The sequence below is a fragment of the Staphylococcus sp. GDY8P198P genome, assembly GCF_017891615.1.
Classification (GTDB): Bacteria; Bacillota; Bacilli; order Staphylococcales; family Staphylococcaceae; genus Staphylococcus; species Staphylococcus cohnii.
The window spans coordinates 94453-112056 of sequence record NZ_JAESJQ010000005.1; the positions used below are offsets into that span (position 1 = coordinate 94453).

18 protein-coding genes are annotated in these 17604 nt (G+C 32.7%); 10 read left to right on the top strand and 8 right to left on the bottom strand.

What is annotated here, in order from left to right:
- Positions 1–77: 77 nt before the first annotated feature.
- The 5 genes from KA824_RS04935 (at position 78) to KA824_RS04955 (ending at position 3248) form a co-directional block, all read left to right on the top strand.
- Entirely contained in the window at positions 78–440 is a 363-nt protein-coding gene (locus KA824_RS04935; protein WP_107384150.1) for a DUF4870 domain-containing protein, read from the top strand.
- A 313-nt stretch (positions 441–753) separates the two neighbouring features.
- Positions 754–1221, top strand: a complete 468-nt coding sequence (locus KA824_RS04940) for a CHAP domain-containing protein (protein WP_107384151.1) — start codon at positions 754–756, stop codon at positions 1219–1221.
- 269 nt (positions 1222–1490) lie between these two features.
- Positions 1491–1811, top strand: a complete 321-nt coding sequence (locus KA824_RS04945; protein WP_107384152.1) for a DMT family transporter — start codon at positions 1491–1493, stop codon at positions 1809–1811.
- Positions 1811–2128: a DMT family transporter gene (locus KA824_RS04950; RefSeq protein WP_107384153.1), complete on the top strand. Its 318-nt coding sequence runs from the start codon at positions 1811–1813 to the stop codon at positions 2126–2128. The genes KA824_RS04945 and KA824_RS04950 overlap by 1 nt, the downstream gene beginning before the upstream one ends.
- Before the next feature lie 163 nt (positions 2129–2291).
- Positions 2292–3248 (top strand): 2-hydroxyacid dehydrogenase family protein, encoded by a 957-nt coding sequence (locus KA824_RS04955; protein WP_181187381.1) that lies wholly within the window; start codon positions 2292–2294, stop codon positions 3246–3248.
- A gap of 386 nt (positions 3249–3634) precedes the next feature.
- Here the strand turns inward: KA824_RS04955 and KA824_RS04960 are convergent, their stop codons facing one another.
- The 7 genes from KA824_RS04960 to KA824_RS04990 form a co-directional block, all read right to left on the bottom strand.
- Positions 3635–4759 (bottom strand): FAD-dependent monooxygenase, encoded by a 1125-nt coding sequence (locus KA824_RS04960; protein ID WP_107384155.1) that lies wholly within the window; start codon positions 4757–4759, stop codon positions 3635–3637.
- A gap of 116 nt (positions 4760–4875) precedes the next feature.
- Positions 4876–5652 carry an N-acetylglucosaminidase gene (locus tag KA824_RS04965; RefSeq protein WP_107386434.1) on the bottom strand — a complete coding sequence of 259 codons (777 nt, stop codon included), beginning with the start codon at positions 5650–5652 and terminating at the stop codon, positions 4876–4878.
- Between the two features lie 26 nt (positions 5653–5678).
- Positions 5679–5963 (bottom strand): hypothetical protein, encoded by a 285-nt coding sequence (locus tag KA824_RS04970; RefSeq protein ID WP_181187396.1) that lies wholly within the window; start codon positions 5961–5963, stop codon positions 5679–5681.
- 125 nt (positions 5964–6088) lie between these two features.
- Complete coding sequence (locus KA824_RS04975; protein ID WP_107385142.1) at positions 6089–6553, bottom strand: helical membrane plugin domain-containing protein; 465 nt, start codon at positions 6551–6553, stop codon at positions 6089–6091.
- Positions 6553–9507 (bottom strand): formate dehydrogenase subunit alpha, encoded by a 2955-nt coding sequence (gene fdhF / locus KA824_RS04980; protein ID WP_107385141.1) that lies wholly within the window; start codon positions 9505–9507, stop codon positions 6553–6555. The genes KA824_RS04975 and fdhF overlap by 1 nt, the downstream gene beginning before the upstream one ends.
- A gap of 269 nt (positions 9508–9776) precedes the next feature.
- On the bottom strand, positions 9777–10736 hold the full coding sequence (locus KA824_RS04985; RefSeq protein ID WP_308811669.1) for an LCP family glycopolymer transferase: 960 nt from the start codon (positions 10734–10736) through the stop codon (positions 9777–9779).
- A 122-nt stretch (positions 10737–10858) separates the two neighbouring features.
- The gene (locus KA824_RS04990; protein WP_107385139.1) at positions 10859–11650 is read right to left on the bottom strand and encodes an inositol monophosphatase family protein; all 792 of its coding nucleotides are present in this window, start codon (positions 11648–11650) and stop codon (positions 10859–10861) included.
- 528 nt (positions 11651–12178) lie between these two features.
- On the opposite strand from KA824_RS04990, the gene KA824_RS04995 reads away from it, so the two are divergent.
- Positions 12179–12871 carry a helix-turn-helix transcriptional regulator gene (locus KA824_RS04995; RefSeq protein ID WP_019468333.1) on the top strand — a complete coding sequence of 231 codons (693 nt, stop codon included), beginning with the start codon at positions 12179–12181 and terminating at the stop codon, positions 12869–12871.
- Positions 12872–12902: 31 nt separating this feature from the next.
- Here KA824_RS04995 and KA824_RS05000 read toward each other — a convergent pair whose 3' ends face one another.
- Positions 12903–13634: a CPBP family intramembrane glutamic endopeptidase gene (locus KA824_RS05000; RefSeq protein WP_107521366.1), complete on the bottom strand. Its 732-nt coding sequence runs from the start codon at positions 13632–13634 to the stop codon at positions 12903–12905.
- Positions 13635–13750: 116 nt separating this feature from the next.
- On the opposite strand from KA824_RS05000, the gene KA824_RS05005 reads away from it, so the two are divergent.
- From KA824_RS05005 to KA824_RS05020, 4 genes are all read left to right on the top strand, one after another.
- Positions 13751–14080: a hypothetical protein gene (locus KA824_RS05005; RefSeq protein WP_107385085.1), complete on the top strand. Its 330-nt coding sequence runs from the start codon at positions 13751–13753 to the stop codon at positions 14078–14080.
- 96 nt (positions 14081–14176) lie between these two features.
- Entirely contained in the window at positions 14177–15226 is a 1050-nt protein-coding gene (locus KA824_RS05010; protein WP_107385086.1) for a MupG family TIM beta-alpha barrel fold protein, read from the top strand.
- Between the two features lie 6 nt (positions 15227–15232).
- Positions 15233–16120, top strand: a complete 888-nt coding sequence (murQ, locus tag KA824_RS05015; RefSeq protein WP_107385087.1) for an N-acetylmuramic acid 6-phosphate etherase — start codon at positions 15233–15235, stop codon at positions 16118–16120.
- 43 nt (positions 16121–16163) lie between these two features.
- Positions 16164–17603, top strand: coding sequence for a PTS transporter subunit EIIC (locus tag KA824_RS05020; protein ID WP_107385088.1), 1440 nt, complete (start codon positions 16164–16166; stop codon positions 17601–17603).
- The last annotated feature ends 1 nt before the right edge of the window (position 17604 follow it).

Consider the following 17604-nt stretch of genomic DNA (forward strand, 5'->3'; position numbering starts at 1 on the left):
TTATAAAATTTTTCAAATAATGTACAACTCATTTTTGGTTTTGTTATAGTAATAGTAAGTTAAAAGGAGGAATAATAATGACTGAAGCTTACTCAAATCGTGAAGTATTAAATCAAGAACCTAATAGTGATTCAAGATTGATGGCAACATTAATTTATGTACTTAGTTTTTTCACTACATTTTTAGCACCACTAATCATTTGGCTTATTAAACGTGAAGACTCAGCATTCGTTGATAGAGCAGGTAAAAATTATTTTAATTTCCTAATTTCATATGTTATTTGGTTAACCGTTTCAACTATTTTGATGTTCATTCTCATAGGATTTATTCTATTTCCTATCATCGCAATTTTAAACTTTATTTTTACAATTGTAGCAGCAGTAAAAGCGTATAATGGTGAAGATTATTTACCACCGCTATCTATTAGATTTTTCAAATAATTTTAATCAAAATTTTGTGATTCTTTACACTCATTGTAATATACAAATCCAGCAGATGTGTATATTATGTATTTAAACCTTATACTTGCGCATTTTTTACCATATTACAACAATATTCGCTTTTGTAACCTCACGTGTTGTTTATTACAACAATATGTGAGGTCTTTTTAATTGTTTTACAAATACGTAACAATCCACACAAAGTGATGATCTTCTGTTATTGTATAAATTGTCGTTGAAACTAACGCAGTAATTATAAAAATAAATTTTATTAAAATAATAGATGAATTAAATTTGGGAGGACTTTTTTATTATGAAAAAAATAGTAACAGCAACAACATTGACAGCAGGTATCGGCGCAGCAATTGTAGGTTTAGATCACGGAAATGAAGCAAATGCAGCTGAACAAACTACACAAGCTAATCAAAACACAACACAAGCTACATCAGGTTCAAGTGCAAACTTATACACTGCTGGACAATGTACTTGGTATGTATTTGATAAAACAGGTGGCGAAATCGGTTCTACATGGGGAAATGCAAATAATTGGGCTTCTGCAGCATCTTCAGCAGGATATACAGTTAACAATTCTCCAGAGGCAGGTTCTATCTTACAATCTAGTGAAGGTAGCATGGGTCACGTAGCATACGTTGAAAATGTAAACAGTGATGGTTCTGTAAATGTTTCTGAAATGAACTATAATGGTGGACCATACTCAGTAAGTGAACGTACAATTTCAGCTGGCGAAGCTAGTTCATATAATTATATCCACCTTAACTAATATTGCCATTAAATAATCACTATTGGGAGGCATATGTAATATAAAGTCATGTGCTTAAATGGCGACTTTATACGTATGATAAATATGGTTGTTTATGTTAAAAATGCCAATAGCAATTCGTTTTCAATAAATAAGTAGTAACTTATAAAAGCCTAAGACATTCTTTAATGTCTTAGGCTTTTTTATATTGAAATGATGTCTACATATTGCAGGCTAATTAAAAGTTTGAGAAAATAATAGCGTTTCATGCAAAAAGGAGGTTGAACCAAATGCAGTGGCTTAAAGTTATCGTAGCAGGAATTATAGAAATATTATGGGTTACTGGATTAAACACTGCTGACTCATTCTTGAGTTGGGCTGGTACGATTATTATTTTAATATTGAGTTTCTATTTAGTCATTTCAGCTTGTAAATCGTTACCTGTTGGAACTGTTTATGCTGTATTTGTAGGTATTGGTGCAATTGGAACGGTACTGGTTGATATGATGTTTTTCGGAGACCATTTTAACATTGCGAAAATAGCATTAGTTATCTTACTTGTAATTGGAATTATCGGTCTTAAATTAACTACAGAGGAGGCTGAACAATAATGGCATGGATCATACTATTTATGGCTGGTTTACTAGAAGTTATTGGTGTCATTATTCTAAATGAAATTGCTCGTACTAAAAAGAAAGCATTCGTTGTGCTTTTAGCAGTTGCCTTTATTTGTAGTTTCAGCACACTTAAACTAGCGATGACAATGGGTATACCTATGGGGACTGCTTATGCTGTATGGAGCGGTATCGGTACAGGTGGTGGCACGCTAGCTGGCATGCTCATCTATAATGAATCTAAAAATATCAAACGTATTTTCTTTATTGTTATCATTGTTTTAGCAATTGTTGGTTTGAAAATTGTTGGCTAAAATAACTTTTTAAATTAACGCAATATCTACGATAATAAAATAATCACTTTATTTTAGAACTATAATTATATGTAATATGTACTTTGTTATAATTGAGAGCAATGTAAAAGTTTGTTTACTTATATAAAATTTACTATACTTTAGGTAAAGGAAGTGATTATACATGGTAAAAGTTTTCATTGCAGGCCCAATACCAGAAGTTGGGTATAACTTGCTAAAAGAACAAGATTATGAAGTCGATATGTATGAAGGTAAAGGAATTATTGATAAAGAAACATTGATCCAAGGCGTTAAAGATGCCGACGCTTTAATCAGCCTTCTATCTACTAATGTTGATAAAGATGTGATTGATGCAGGCTCAAACTTAAAAATCATCACAAACTATGGCGCTGGTTTCAATAACGTAGATGTTGAACACGCACGCCAAAAGCAAATTGATGTAACAAATACACCAAAAGCTTCAACAAACTCTACAGCAGAATTAACTTTCGCACTTGTATTAGCTGTAGCGAGACGTATTCCTGAAGGCGATAAATTATGTCGTACAACCGGATTTGACGGATGGGCACCATTATTCTTCCGTGGCAGAGAAGTTTCTGGTAAAACAATAGGAATCATTGGTTTAGGAGAAATTGGAAGCGCAGTGGCAAAACGTGCGAAAGCATTTGATATGAACGTACTTTACACAGGACCTCATCAAAAAGTTGATAAAGAACGTGAAATAGGCGCTAAATATGTTGATTTTGATACACTCTTACAGCACTCAGATTTTATTACAATTAATGCTGCATATAATCCTGATTTACACCATTTATTTGACACTGAACAATTCAAATTAATGAAACCAACAAGTTATCTCATTAATGCAGCTAGAGGCCCTATCGTAAATGAAGCCTCTTTAGTAGAAGCATTGAAAAATAAAGATATCGAAGGCGCGGCATTAGATGTGTTTGAATTTGAACCTGAAATTAATGATGAACTGAAATCATTAGATAATGTTGTTATTACACCTCACATTGGTAATGCTACGTTTGAATCTCGTGATATGATGTCAAAAATTGTAGCTAATGACACAATAAGTAAACTTAATGGTGAAGAACCTAAATTTGTCGTTAATTAATCACTGATTATTTAACAAAACATAGACACTGAGATATCTTCATTTTTGACTTATGTTTAAATACCAGTTTCTATTGAAAACAGTTATAAACTCCCGCAATTAATAGGATTAAAATAAAAACGCTTCCGTGCTATTTATTTAAATGAATAGCACGGAAGTGTTTTTCTATTTGCAAGGTTGTTTATGCAATAAAAATTAAGAGCAAATTAAATTTAATCAGATAGTTCTATATGACATAATTTAAGCATTGAAAATGACAAACTAGATTATCACCTTAGTAAAGTTAACAAAATAATAGTCAATTTAGATAAAAAGCCGTAAATGTATTTTTCTAAAATACATTTACGGCCTTTATGATATTGAGCGTTTTGTTCTAAATATATGTTTTACTTTTCTTTCGATTTATAAATAAATTTTGTCTGATTGGATAGTAATCGATCAGGAAGGATTTTAGCAATTTTATTTCTCACTTTAACGACAAATTTATTTGTTCTTTGCGCAGTTTTCCCTATTTTTCTAGAGCGCTTCACTATTTTTTTTGTATGCTTCACACGTAATTTATCATAGCGTTCCAAAGCTAAATCAAAATCATATGATTGCACACAATTCGCGAGAACAATAGCGTCTTCCATTGCTTGACCAGCACCTTGCCCCATGTTAGGTGTCATTGCATGAGCAGCATCACCTAAAAGCACAACACGTTGATAAACAAATGATTTCAATGGGTTTAAATCATACATATCATGTAATAATACGTCTGTTTCACTTTGTTTATCTAAAACTTGTCTAACCTCATTAGGAAAATGATTAAATCTTGCCTGTAGATGTGGTTTCGCAAAAGCATGTATTTTAGTATCATGTGCTTTGGCAGAAATTGAAATAAACCAATAAGCCTGATTATTTAATAATGGCACAATACCCACTCTACCTTTTGTAGACCAAAATTCCTTAGCAATGTGGTTATCTTTTAAATCAATATCTTCAACTAAGCCTCTGAATACTGTGTATCCTTGATAAATTGGTTTACTATTTGGTACTAATGCTTGCCTTATATTTGAATGGATACCATCAGCGCCGATACATAAATCAAATGATTGTGAAGTTTGTTCAGAAAATTGTAAGGTCACTTTCAAGTCCCCATTTTCAATTCCTGTTACATTATGATTTGTGAAAATTACGCTATCAGGCACATAAGATTTAATCACATCTAATAAACTTTGGCGTGACATTGTTAAATTAACAGTGTTTTTTTTCAACTTAAGTTTTGATAATTGTTTGTCTTTTTCATCCCGAACTTCCATCACATCAATAACTTGTCCAATGTTTTTCAGTCCTTTTGCTAAATCATGACCATTTAGTTTTTCAATGACATTACCACCAATGCCAATACCAGCACCTAATTCAGATACTGTATCTTCTTTTTCAAATACACTTACATCATGACCTTGCTCTATTAATAAAGCTGCTGCAGTTAAACCACCTATACCTGCACCGACGATGGCTATTTTCATCTTTATTCACTCCAACTTTCCCTAATCTTTTAATATTATATTCACATTTGTATAATAACATAACAAAATGTAATGTAAGTTTCTAAAAATTGTGGTTGTAATCTTTGTTGATGTCACTACAAATAATAATCTTTGTTGATGTCATCTTTTTTAATGCCTGAATTTTTATAAAAATGTTTCATAAACCAAGCGATATTGTCATCCCAATCCACATCACTTGCATATTGATGCTCACCAGGTGTCTTAGGATTCCATCTCATTTGATAAAGTGATATTTGTTTATTATCAAAGTAATTTTTCCTTACAAATTGAGCACCACCCATAATTGCTTTTTCAGGGGATGTCCACGATTGTTTTTTTGCAAAGCTACTACCAGTATGTACTGCATTTTCATCAAATGCACCTATACCAAAAAAGTTATAATATCTTTCATCTCCATCTTTAATACCTTTTGCTAATTCTGATTTACCATTACCTGTTTCAACTAGGGCATGACTCACTAAATATAAAACATTAACATCATACTTATCTTGTGCCTTTAGGAAAGTTTTACCTTTCCCTTTTAATATACCTTTATTTTTTAAAATTTTATTTATCTCGTCTTCGGACATAGATACTTTTTCAGAAATATCCATATGATTTAAATCGTCTTGATCACTATTAACTTCCATTGCTTTTTTCACATCTGCAGTAGAAGCTTTAATAAATTTACCTTCTTGTTCTTTCATATTTAATGCATCTGAGCTTACTTGTTTATCTACCGCTTCATTAAAAGTATGGGTCTTTTGTTTCTCAAATAAAGATGTTTCATTTATTATTAATAAAATCACAAATATAGCGATAATTAATATTAATAATATTAACGGTATACGTTGCTTAACACGCTCATTCATATTTTAAAATCTCCCTGCATTGCATTTTATTGAGTTAATGTGAAATAGGCAAAAATAACCGCAATAAGAACGATTATAAAGGAAACGTTAATTGCAATACGCATGCCCTTTCGATTTCTAAATAATGTGTTGAAAATTACTAAGCTAATTGTCAAAGAAACAACAAACATTGTAATTGCCATCACAACATTTAAAGTAATTAAAAATATAATACCAATGACTAAAAATATATTTGAAATAATAGCCATGGTTTTAATTAATTTCGGATTAATAAGTCTCCACTCCTTGTAACTAAATTCTAAATCAATCATTCTATTCATTGAAATTGTATCATATTTACTTAATTTTCAATATGTCATTTATAATAGCAAAAAGCTCTTATGTGAATAAAATTCACAATAAGAGCTTTTTCATATAATATATGCACTTCATTTTATTATCTAGACATACCTCTGAGCATATTTAACATATAAGTTAAACTACGATTCATTTCATCATCTTTAAGTACACTCATTAAACCAGTAATAGATGTTTTTTGGTTTGGACTAGCTTGATTTGCAACACTTAAGCCTTTATTTACTTTATTTAACATAATGCTCAAATCTTTGACATTCAAATCACCTAAAAGGAAAACAAGTGATGCCATATTGGTAATCAATCCTGTGTATTGTTCTTTATTTAATTCAACTGCGAATTTATTAGCGATAACACCTCGACTATTGACGATACCTGATAGCGCATCTAGTATTTTGGCATCGTCTAACGTGCTAATAATATTAATAGCTTTCATGATACTATCTTTATTTGCTGCAATTGCATCGGTAACTTCTGCTAAACTTTCTTGTTTAATTTGTTCTTCAGACTTTTGCATGCGTTTAATTTTCGTTATTCTCTCAGCCATTATTTATTCACCTGACTTCCTGGGAAAGTGTAATCATCACGTTTCCATTTGTCTTCAACACGTACACTATACTGTGGTTGTCTTTGTTTATTTACTCGGAAGTTTGTTGGGTTCAATGGTGATTTTCCTCTGCGTGTTTTAACTTCCATTCGACAACTTGTACGTTTATAAGAAGGTGTATCTGTATCTTTATCCACATCACTATTTGTCAATAAGTTAATAGCGCCTTGATCGCCATTAATCATGGCATTGTTATTTAATGGAATATAAATTTCTTTCCCTTTCACTCGATCTGTTACGTGTGCGATCAATTCAGCTTCACCACTGTCTGAAATCAACTTAACCTCTGCCCCTTCATGAATATCTCTTTCTTTTGCTAGTTCTGGAGATACCTCTACGAACGGTTGAGGAACTTTATACGCAAGACCTGGTACTTTATATGTCATATTTCCTTCGTGGAAATGCTCTAATAAACGTCCGTTGTTAACATGTAAATCGTATTCTTCATTAACTTTAAAGAAATTATCAAATGTTAAAGGATAGAAATTCGCTTTACCGTCTTCAAAGTTAAATCCATCTAAATACAATGTTGGTTGGTCTGTGCCGTCTTCAGCAACAGGCCATTGTAAACTATTGTATCCATCTAATCTGTCATAATTAACACCTGAATAAGATGGTGTTAATTTAGCAATTTCATCCATGATTTGACTTGGATTTGTGTAATTCCAATCATAACCTAATGTTCTAGCTACATCTTGGATAATGACCCAGTCTGGTTTTGATTCACCTTTAGGTTCAAGTGCTTGATATAAGCGTTGGATACGACGTTCAGTATTGGTGAAAGTACCCGTCTTCTCTAGTGATGGACATGCCGGTAGAACTACATCTGCATATGAAGCAGTGAAAGTGAAAAATTCATCTTGTACGACTAAAAAACCAACTTTTTCAAGTGCAGCTTGTACATAATTAATATTTGAATCAACGATACCTGTATCTTCACCATATAAATACAAAGCGTCAATTTCACCAGCATGAATGCCTTCCATCATTTGATGGTTATCTTTGCCAGGAACACTTGGTAATGTTTCACCATATTCTCTTTCAAATTTAGCGCGGATTTCATCATCTACCACTTTTTGGTAACCAGGGAATTGATCAGGCATACTCCCCATATCACTACATCCTTGTACGTTGTTGTGACCACGAAGCGGATATGCACCAGTACCTGGTTTTCTATAGTTACCTGTAGCTAATAATAAGTTGGATATTGCAGTAGACGTGTCACTACCAATATCTTGTTGTGTTACACCCATAGCCCAGGCAATTGACACTGTTTCAGCATTAACCATTTGATGCGCAAAATCAATGAGCGCTTCTTGCGAAATACCTGTTGTATCTTCGGCAAATGTCATCGTATATGGAGCTAAAGATTTATGATATTCATCGAAGCCATTTACCCATTCATCAACAAAAGCTTTATCGTGTAAGTCATTATCTATAATATATTTTGTCACAGCTGATAACCATACTAAATCAGTACCTGGTTTAGGTTGATAGAAGTTATCAGCTCTTTCAGCCATTTCATGTTTACGTATATCAAACACATTTAAAGTATTATTATATAATTTATGTCCACGTTTAATACGAGAAGCGATGACTGGGTGCGCTTCTGCAGTGTTTGTCCCTATTAAAACAACCATGTCAGCAATTTCAAGATCTTCGATTGAACCAGAGTCACCGCCATGTCCTACCGTTCTAAATAATCCCTTGGTTGCAGGGGCTTGACAGTAACGAGAACAGTTATCCACGTTATTTGTACCAATCACTTGTCTCGCAAGTTTTTGCATTAAATATGATTCCTCATTTGTCGCTTTAGATGAAGAAATGAATGCTAGACCATCTGAGCCGTGAGAAGCTTTTACCTTGTTAAAGTTATCAGAAATCACTTGTAGTGCTTCATCCCACTCTACTTCTTCGAATTGATTATTTTTACGTACTAATGGTTTAGTTAATCTTTCTTCTGAATCAATATAATCCCAACCGAATTTACCTTTCACACACGTTGCAATTTTGTTTGCTGGAGATTCATGTTGAGGTTGTACTTTCAATACTTCTCTACCTTTTGTCCAAACGTCAAATGAACAACCAACACCGCAATATGTACATACAGTCTTAGTTTTTTCGATGCGTTCTTCACGCATCGCTGCTTCCGAATCAGATACCGCAAATAGCGGTCCATAACCTGGTTCTGCTTTTTTAGTTAAATCGATCATCGCAGCAAGTGATCCTGGCTCTAAATCTGTCATATAGCCAGCGTTACCTTCCATGTTGACTTCTAGCATTGCATTACAAGGACATACCGTCGCACACTGACCACACCCAACGCATGATGAATCATTTATTGTTGTATCATTATCCCAAATGACACGCGGTTGTTGACGTTCCCAATCAATCGTTAAAGTTTCGTTGACTTGGACATCTTGACAAACTTCAACACAGCGCCCACATAGAATACATTGGTCTGGATCATAACGATAGAACGGACCATAATCTTTTTCATATGGTTTTTCCTTGTATTCATATGTTTGATGTTCGAGACCCCACTGATCCATTGTATTATGAATTTCACAATCACCATTATTATAATCACATACTGTACAATAAAGCATATGTTTTTCTAAAATACGGTCTAAAGCTTCTTTTTGACTTGTTTGTACGTTATCATTTTGTGTATTAACAATCATTGGTTTATCTATCGTCGTACTACAAGCACGTTGCATCACACCGTCTATTTCTACTGTACACGTATCACAAGTTTCTATAGGACCAAGCGATTCGTTATAACATATAGAAGGTACAAACGTATCTTGTGATTTAATAAATTGTAGTAAGTTTGTTCCGGGTTCCACAAGATAATCTTTGCCATCTAATGTAATAATTAAATGTTCTTGCATACTATTCACCCCTATTAATTTTATAAAGCCCATGTTTATGAATCAAAGATGTTTGATAACATTCCATCCTAAAAGCCCCACACTTTTTGGTAATGTTATTTATATTGTATATGTAAATCAATAAAATGTTAAGGCTTTCCACTATTTTTCGCCTGCTTAATATAAATATTATTTTATAGTGCTAAATATTTTCGCTGAGTATTGATTATTTTAATGACAAAAATAAAAATACACGCAACCAATGTAATTGATTGCGTGTATTTATTAAACTAAATACCTAAATTATCTTTTATATCGCTTTCTATTTCAGATAACGAGCTTTGGCTAGGTATAAAGTAATAAAGCCCATCATCTTGTATCCCGCCTTGACCTTCTAATTGATGACGGTGCACGTTATCGTTTGCATCTTTATAATTACCTCTAACTTTGTTTAACTCTCCTAAAGTCAAATCTGTTTTCATATTGTCTTCAACGTGATTCATCAACGAATTAAAATGTGTAACTGAACTGATACTCGTTAATTTGTTGGCTAGACCTTGTATCACTAATTGCTGACGCTCTTGTCTACCAAAGTCGCCACCAGCGCCTTCTTCTTTACGACTTCTTATAAATGCCATTGCTTCTTTTCCTTCCATATGAGACTTTTGTCCTTCATTAAATTGGAATCCATCATATGAGAAAGTAGCGTTACTAGTGACATCAATACCACCCACGGTATCTATCATATCTTTCATGCCGTCCATATCTACCGTTGCATAGTGATCTATTGGCACATTCAATAGTTTTTCTACTGACTTCACAGCCATGTCAGGCCCACCATAAGCATACGCATGATTAATTTTTTCAGTTGTACCTTTACCTACAATATCCGCTTGAGTGTCTCTAGGTATACTCACAATTTCAGAGGATTTCTTCTCAGGATTGATAGATAACACCATAATCGTATCACTACGTTGTCCCCCACCTTCAGCATCCCTTTTAGCATCTGAATCTACGCCAAATAAAGCAATCGTAAAAGGATCTCCATTATTAAGATTAGCTTTTTCTTCTCTCAAAGATGATTTATCTCTATCTAATGGGTTATGTATTGCCCCACCAACAGAAAATATTTTAAACCCTAAATAAACAACGGCTAAAATTGCTAAGATTAGCAATATACCCAAGAACCACAAAAATACTTTCGTGGGCAACCCCATTTTCTTTTTATTATATTTGTTAGAACGATTCACCTTTTTCATTCTCCATTCTGTATTCGATTTTCTATTTCAATTAATTATAAATTATATAGTAAACTTATTTAATAAACATGGTGCTTAAGACCTATTGTTAAATAATTAATAATTTTAAATAATTATTTTTGATATCCAGATCCTGAATTTAGAATCGTCAACATTTCTTTATGGCAAGCTTTATTACTAATAATAAAAGGTCCTGCTTTCGCAAAATCTAAAGTTGTATTATTTAATGTCGTCATTTTTAATCCCAATTCTTCAGCGAATAAAAATTGTGCAGCAATATCCCATGGTTTGGGATTAGTATTTACATGCGCACCAAATTGCCCTAAAATCACACGCACGGAATCTAAACCACATGAGCCAATGAAACGATATCCAAAAGAAGCATCATTGAGTTCATGAATCGTATCATCATTCATCACCAATGTATTAAATGAAATAATTGCATCTTTTAATTGAATAGCTTCAGGCTGTTGCAATAAATTACCATTCATATATGCGCCTTGCCCTTTGATTGCTTTATAAAGTTTGCCGTGTGGATAATCATAGATATATGATAGTGCAGGTTCCCCATCGACAAAGTAGCCCAAAATAATACAATAATCTTCTTGTTGCTTAACCAAATTTGTAGTACCATCAATCGGATCCATGACCCATACATGTCCTTTTTTTGCTAAGATGTCATCATTTGATTTTTCTTCAGCGAAGAGTTGGTGGCTTGGAAAATGTTGCTGTAAAAATTGTTCGAAATTTTGTTGAATAGATTTATCTACATTGGTCACTAAATCAAATCGATTTTGTTTCGTTGAAGTAACCATTTCTTTGATTAACTGTGGAATAATATCATCTAATGTTGTTAGCCAATCTCTTACTAAATTATCAATGTTTAATAACGCTTCTTTATTCATTTGAGACCCCCTCTTTAAACGAATCAATAAATTTTTTCATTTTAATTATTTAATATGTATAATTTGTTTTATTTTATCATATAAATATAATTACAGTAACAAACCTTTACCATTAATTATTGTTCAATATAGACTCAATACCATAAATAAAGGAATAGGACTGAAATCGAATTTATTTTAAAATCATTTCATTGCAATCATCCTGACAAAGATGAAATCCAATAAAACGATAAGAGGCTGAGACAATTAATTTGCCCCAGCCTCTAAATAGAAAGGAAAGTAAGTAATAAATATTGAAGATGTTTGCTTAGTAACTCGTACGAAAAAGATATTAACAAAACTATATGTAATAGCCTACCCCTTTGTTATCTTTTCGCTACCCCCTTGTTACTAATTATTATACTAACATAAACAATCAGAAAATGTAAGCGTTTTCTATAACTTTTTTTAAAACTTTATAAATGTCGTCATTGTCACTTTTATGCTATAATGAATGTAATATGTAATCATTTGGGAGGTGACTTTCTAATGAATAAACGCGAAAGGCAAAATAAATTGGTACAAGCAATACAGCAAAATAAGCAAATTACCGCTTCAGAACTTGCGATAGACTTAGATGTATCAAAACGTACGATTTTAAGAGATATACAAGATTTAGAAGATCAAGGGGTAAAAATTCTAGCAAAACATGGCAAATTAGGCGGTTATCAACTTCAAGAAACACCTAATAGTTATGAGCTTGAATTAACTGACAATCAACTTACTGCTTTATTCTTAGTATTGAATGAAAGTCAATCATATACAACACTTCCATATAAAGAAGAGATAAACGCAATTATAAAAAAATGTTTAAATTTACCTTATACGAAAATGAGACGAGCGCTTAAAAAGCTCGACCGGTATATAAAATTTAATCAACAAACGCATGTTGACTTGCCACCCATCTTTTCAGAGGTTTTAATCTATTGCACTGAACGAAATGTGATGGCAATGGAGTATAATAAAGATAACGACATTATTACTGAAAATGTAATTTTTATCGGATTATTATGTACAGACGGATTATGGAAAGCAGTTATTTTTGAAATTGGTCTCGGTAAAACAAATGAAATACCTATTGTTGATATCCATGATATTTCATATTCTTTTGAGAAAAAAATAAAAACACAAGATATTACTATCAATAACTATCAACAATTTTCAAATCCCACTGAGTCCTAAAAACTCAATGGGATTTTTTCAAGGGTTCACATTATGTATATAACGTAATAAGCGTAAAAATAAATGAAATTAAATTATTAAGCATGTGTATACTTACACTTGCTATTAATTTAAATCCTGATTTGATGTATGCATATACCATAGCAATTGCTAAAATTATATAACTCCCTATTTCTAATGGAGATTCCGCTCCCATCACATGCATTAATGAAAATAGAATAGCTGAAATAATCCCCATAACAATAGCATTAAATTTCTTCCCTAGTTCACCTATCAGTAAATGTCTAAAAAATATTTCCTCCACTAATGGCGCTCCAATTACAATCAATAAAAATGTAAATGGCAAAAATGAAGGTTGATCAAACAAATTCATTAGTTCTAGCTCGTTTTGAGTTTCATTAAAACCAATGTCATCAGGTAACATTTGCATAGTCATGTTATAAATTGCACTACAAATCATCATTATAATTGTTACTGTAATCAGAAATAAATAATGTTGCTTTATAAATGCTGTATTTTTCTTCAAATGCATTTTAAAGTCTTTAATATGTAAAAAATAAAAACTAAACACAGTGACAACATATGAGAGTAGTTGTATAACAACACTTAACTTTATCACTATTTTTTCTGTTAAATGATCTACATAAACGAAACTAAATAAAATACCAACCAATGTAAAAACAATCATACTTACAATTAAAATCGCAATCAGAGAAAAGTCTTTCCACACAATATCTTTAAAACGATATTTTGTTCTTTCCACTTTCAACAGCTCCCTTTAAAATCATTTTTAAATTTTATATTGTATATCCTACCATTCTTAACAATTCCAGAAAATCATATTCATCATTTTAAATTTTATATGAAAGGATCCGTTTTATGTATAACTTAGAATATCATCAACTCGCTCAACACATTCATAAACTACTCAATTTAATTGAAACATATAAATTTGCCATCGTTACTCAAAATAAAAAGAAACAACAATACAAACAAGATATCCAACAATTTATTGAAGACGAGCTCATCCTATTCTCAGACATATCCTTACAACGCTTTTCTTTGCCACATTATAATTATTACCAATTCCTTTTAATACATGATCAGAGCCCTATTGAAGAACTCACTATCGGCAATACAATTAAGTATCTTGATACCTTACAAAATCAATTATTAGAAACACACAAGTTATTACAAACATTTTTGTAATAATATTTCAAAATGATATTTTTTTAAATTTAAAATTGTAATACTTTTTCATGTATTGTAAAATGAAATCGATTACAGCAATATAGGAGTGATAACATGCATGGCTTTTCCATTTATTTAGGACAACCCATTGATAAATCGTATATTAGACGAATGATTGCTTTAGGATATACTACCATTTTCACATCTGTTCAAATTCCAGAGGAAGATGAAGCATCTAAATATCGCTATTTGGGAGAACTTTTAAATTATTTATCAGACAAACATCTTACGTATATGATTGATATCAATCCTTCATTGCTGAATCATTCTTTTTATGAATTCCTGCAATCATATCATCATGCTCAATTTATGATTCGTATTGATCACAGTACTTCTATAGAAATTATTAATGACATCATTCAACACGGTTTTGACTGTTGTTTAAATGCAAGCATACTTTCCGAATCACTACTTCAACAACTCTATGAAAAACTCGAAGACTTTACGCATTTATGTTACTGCCATAATTATTACCCACGGCCAGATACAGGTTTAACAACTAAATTTGCACATCATCAAAACTCACTAATTTTAAAGTATAATCCAAACGCAACAATTTACGGTTTTATCTCAGGTACAACAAAGCGTGGACCTTTATTCAAAGGTTTACCAACTATAGAATCAACAAGAACACAACACCCTATTGAAAGTGCACAACTACTATTAGATCATCAGACAACACAAATTTTGATTGGCGATTCTAAACTTAATACGCCACTAGACGAACAATTAATGAATGTATTATGCCATAGAACATTCACATTCACAGTTGATTTATTTGATATTCAAGCGACTACGATATTACAGCAAACGCACACTGTACGCTCAGACAACCCACAAGATGTAATTCGATCACAAGAAGCTAGACACTATTGTACAAGTGAAATGAATACTTTTAATACGACAAATCGAGATACAGGTACTGTGACAATTGATAATAAACTGAACGGACGCTATCAAGGAGAATTACAACTCTTGAAAGCTGACTTACCAGCGCATCCGCATGTTAATGTTATAGGTAAAATTTGTGAGTCTGAGCGCAGATTGGTTCATTGCATGAAGCCAAATGATACTTTTAAATTTATTATTAAAACAAGGGAGTAGAAATTAATGAGTGATTTAACTACTGAATCCAGAAATAAAGCTACAATGCATTTAGATGAAATGTCTATTACAGAAATTCTTAAAACAATGAATGATGAAGATCAAAAGGTTCCTCAACAAATTAGAAAAATCATACCAGAATTAACTAAAGTCATAGAAATCACGACAAAACAATTTAGAGCTGGTGGTCGAATAATTTATATGGGGGCTGGAACGAGTGGAAGATTAGGTGTGCTTGATGCTGCTGAATGTGTCCCCACCTTCAATACGTCCCCAGATGAAGTGATTGGATTAATTGCAGGTGGTCAAAGAGCAATGACAGTTGCTGTTGAAGGTGCTGAAGATAGCACTTCTTTGGCAGAAGAAGATTTACATCATATTCACCTTAATGAAAAAGACGTTGTGATCGGTATTGCTGCAAGTGGTAATACACCTTATGTTATCGGAGGATTAAAATATGCAAATAGCATTGGTGCACACACCGTTTCAATTGCATGCAATACAAATACTAAAATAAGTAAAATAGCTACAAAAGCAATTGAAGTTAATGTAGGCCCTGAAGTATTAACAGGTTCCACTAGATTAAAATCAGGAACAGCACAAAAATTGATACTTAATATGATTTCAACTATCACAATGGTTGGTGCCGGTAAAGTATATGATAATCTCATGGTCGATGTAAAAGCTACAAACCAAAAATTAATTGACCGTTCTATACGCATCGTACAAGATATCTGTGACACATCATATCAACAATCTGAGAAGCTATATAATGCCGCAGATCATAACCTTAAAGTTGCTATCGTTATGCATATGTGTGATACATCAAAAGCAGACGCAAAACAGCGTTTAGACAACAATAACCACATCGTTAAGCAAGCAATCAGAGATTAAACCAAGTACTTAAAATAATTTATGTATATAGGAGGGTTTTACGATGACTAAAGAACAAAAACTTGCAGAAAACATTGTAAATGCAGTTGGCGGTTTAGAGAACATGGAAAATGTTATAAATTGCATGACGCGCGTTAGAATTAAAGTGCACGATGAAAATAAAGTTGACTATGATAAATTAAAATCTACTTACGGCGTTATAGGTGTGGTCAAAGACGACCGTGTACAAGTTGTCGTTGGGCCTGGCACAGTTAATAAGGTAGCTGACCATATATCTGAAATGAGTGGTGTGCGTTTAGGTGAAACCATTTCACACCATGATAAAAATTATAAAGCTGAAACTGAAGCAAGAGCTAAAGAAAACAAGGCGGCTTTTCAAAGCAAACAAAAACGCGGTAAGTTCAATAAACTATTAAAAACAATCGCAAATATATTTATCCCATTGATTCCAGCATTTATTGGTGCAGGTTTAATTGGTGGTATTGGTGCAGTTTTAAGCAATTTACTTGCGGCCGAGGTCATATCTGGCGCATGGATCACACAACTTGTCACTGTTTTTAATGTAATTAAAGATGGTATGTTAGCTTATTTAGCAATCTTCACGGGTATAAACGCTGCAAAAGAATTTGGTGCAACACCAGGTTTAGGTGGTGTTATTGGAGGGACAACGTTATTAACAGGTTTAACGGAAGAAAATATGATTACTAATATTTTCACAGGTGAACCTTTACAAGCAGGACAAGGTGGTATAATAGGTGTTATCTTTGCAGTTTGGTTATTAAGTCTCGTAGAAAAGAGATTACATAAAATTGTACCAAATGCCATAGATATCATCGTAACACCTACGATTACTTTGTTCGTTATCGGCTTATCAACAATCTTTATCATCATGCCATTAGCTGGCTTTGTTTCTGATGGTTTAGTATCCGTAGTCAATGGTGTTATTGATATCGGTGGCGTCTTTAGTGGCTTTATCATTGGTGCTTTCTTCCTACCATTAGTTATGTTAGGATTACATCATATATTTACGCCTATTCATATTGAGATGATAAATCAATCTGGTGCTACTTACTTATTACCTATTGCTGCCATGGCAGGGGCAGGACAAGTTGGCGCCGCATTAGCACTTTGGGTAAGATGTAAGAAAAATACTACTTTGAGAAATGCAATTAAAGGTGCACTTCCTGTTGGTTTCCTCGGTATTGGTGAACCTTTAATTTATGGGGTTACGTTACCTCTTGGTAGACCATTCTTTACAGCATGTATTGGTGGAGGTATTGGTGGCGCAGTAGTTGGTGGTATTGGACACATCGGTGCCAATGCTATTGGACCAAGTGGTATTTCATTGTTACCTTTGATTTCAGATCATATGTACTTAGGATATATTGCAGGATTAATCGCTGCTTACATCGGTGGTTTCCTCTTCACCTTCTTTTTAGGTACAACAAAATCAATGAGAGAATCTGATAACTTAGGTGGTTAAA

Excerpts from the sequence above, each read along its gene's own strand:
- KA824_RS05020 (WP_107385088.1), top strand. The coding sequence starts at position 16,164 with ATGACTAAAGAACAAAAACTTGCAGAAAACATTGTAAATGCAGTTGGC.
- KA824_RS04945 (WP_107384152.1), top strand. The coding sequence starts at position 1,491 with ATGCAGTGGCTTAAAGTTATCGTAGCAGGAATTATAGAAATATTATGG.
- KA824_RS04975 (WP_107385142.1), bottom strand. The coding sequence starts at position 6,553 with ATGGCTGAGAGAATAACGAAAATTAAACGCATGCAAAAGTCTGAAGAA.
- KA824_RS04970 (WP_181187396.1), bottom strand. The coding sequence starts at position 5,963 with ATGATTGATTTAGAATTTAGTTACAAGGAGTGGAGACTTATTAATCCG.
- KA824_RS04990 (WP_107385139.1), bottom strand. The coding sequence starts at position 11,650 with ATGAATAAAGAAGCGTTATTAAACATTGATAATTTAGTAAGAGATTGG.
- fdhF (WP_107385141.1), bottom strand. The coding sequence starts at position 9,507 with ATGCAAGAACATTTAATTATTACATTAGATGGCAAAGATTATCTTGTG.
- murQ (WP_107385087.1), top strand. The coding sequence starts at position 15,233 with ATGAGTGATTTAACTACTGAATCCAGAAATAAAGCTACAATGCATTTA.
- KA824_RS04955 (WP_181187381.1), top strand. The coding sequence starts at position 2,292 with ATGGTAAAAGTTTTCATTGCAGGCCCAATACCAGAAGTTGGGTATAAC.
- KA824_RS04940 (WP_107384151.1), top strand. The coding sequence starts at position 754 with ATGAAAAAAATAGTAACAGCAACAACATTGACAGCAGGTATCGGCGCA.
- KA824_RS04960 (WP_107384155.1), bottom strand. The coding sequence starts at position 4,759 with ATGAAAATAGCCATCGTCGGTGCAGGTATAGGTGGTTTAACTGCAGCA.
- KA824_RS04995 (WP_019468333.1), top strand. The coding sequence starts at position 12,179 with ATGAATAAACGCGAAAGGCAAAATAAATTGGTACAAGCAATACAGCAA.
- KA824_RS04935 (WP_107384150.1), top strand. The coding sequence starts at position 78 with ATGACTGAAGCTTACTCAAATCGTGAAGTATTAAATCAAGAACCTAAT.
- KA824_RS04965 (WP_107386434.1), bottom strand. The coding sequence starts at position 5,652 with ATGAATGAGCGTGTTAAGCAACGTATACCGTTAATATTATTAATATTA.
- KA824_RS05010 (WP_107385086.1), top strand. The coding sequence starts at position 14,177 with ATGCATGGCTTTTCCATTTATTTAGGACAACCCATTGATAAATCGTAT.
- KA824_RS04950 (WP_107384153.1), top strand. The coding sequence starts at position 1,811 with ATGGCATGGATCATACTATTTATGGCTGGTTTACTAGAAGTTATTGGT.
- KA824_RS05005 (WP_107385085.1), top strand. The coding sequence starts at position 13,751 with ATGTATAACTTAGAATATCATCAACTCGCTCAACACATTCATAAACTA.